This window comes from Stenotrophomonas sp. B1-1, from assembly GCF_010894375.1.
GTDB lineage: Bacteria > Pseudomonadota > Gammaproteobacteria > Xanthomonadales > Xanthomonadaceae > Stenotrophomonas.
Map to the genome: position 1 here is coordinate 1 of NZ_JAAIUZ010000056.1, position 1224 is coordinate 1224.

At 62.4% G+C, this 1224-nt stretch carries 1 protein-coding gene; it reads left to right on the plus strand.

The window, feature by feature from the left end; all coding sequences use genetic code 11:
• Positions 1 to 235 precede the first annotated feature (235 nt).
• The gene (locus tag G4G00_RS21720) at positions 236 to 1198 is read left to right on the plus strand and encodes a transposase (protein WP_164276640.1); all 963 of its coding nucleotides are present in this window, start codon (positions 236 to 238) and stop codon (positions 1196 to 1198) included.
• The last annotated feature ends 26 nt before the right edge of the window (positions 1199 to 1224 follow it).

The window sequence follows — 1224 nt, forward strand, 5'->3', positions numbered from 1 at the left end:
GCAGTCGAGCAAGCTTGTATGTTCCCGCCGGCTCCTACGAGGTATGTAGGAGCCAGGGTGGAGGGACCGTCAAGCAAGCATCTGCGGAGTCGAGCCGACAGACGAGTCGAGCGATCCCCATCCCGCACCTTAACGTCGATAAAGGATCTAGCGGCCTTTGAGGACCGCCGATGTAGGCAAGCCAACGTGGTGCGGTACCACCCCAGCCCCTTAACAATAGCTGGGAGTTGCACAGATGTCAGATCATTCGGCCATCGGCATCGACGCCGATTCAAAGACTTTGGTGGTGGCGCGCCACGGCACCAAGGGCAGCGCCCGAATCGCCAATTCAGCCTCGGCCATCGGCAAGTGGCTGTCCAGCGTGCCTGCCAAGTCGCGTATCGGCGTTGAAGCGACCAATCGCCATCACGAGCTTGTGGTTCGGGCTGCCCAGAAGGCCGGCCACGCTGTCTTCCTGCTCAACCCACGTGACATCAAGCACTACGCCAAGGGCGTGGCCTGCCGGGGCAAGACTGACTCCGGCGACGCGCAGGTCATCGCACGGTACATCGCCAGGGAGGCCGACAATCTGCACGAGCACATCGCCCGCTCGCCGGAGCAGGAACGGCTGCATGTGCTTCTGCAGCAGCGTGACAGTCTGGTCCGGAACAAGGCAACGCTCCATCTTTCCTTGGGGACCGACGCGGCTGAATCGGCCATCTTCGGGCCGATATTCAGTGGTCTGAAAGGGGCCATTGCGATGCTGGATCGAGAGATCCAACACGTCTGTCGCAGCGGCGAACAGCGCGATCTGTATCGGCGGATCATGACCATTCCGGGTGTGGGCCCGACGGTGGCGGCCTTTGTTACCCATCACATCACCCGCTGGCCGTTGGCCAACTCAGACGCCTGGGTGGCCTGCACCGGCCTGGATCCACGCCCCAACGAATCCGGCGCCCGGATCGGCCGTCGCCGGTTGTCCAAACGAGGCAATGCCGGCCTGCGGCAGATCCTCTACATGGCGGCCATGGGCCTGACCCGATGCAAGGGAGGAAAACCCCTCTACACCGCCATCCGCGACCGCGGACACAGCAGCACCGCCAGCTTCAACATCCTGGCCAGGAAGCTGGCCAGAATCGCGTGGGGCGTCTTCAAGAGCGGCCGGGATTTCGACCCGAGCATGCTGAAAGTGGGTCAAGCCTGCTTCCAGCAGACTTGACCACGAACATAGGATCTCGACTCTAC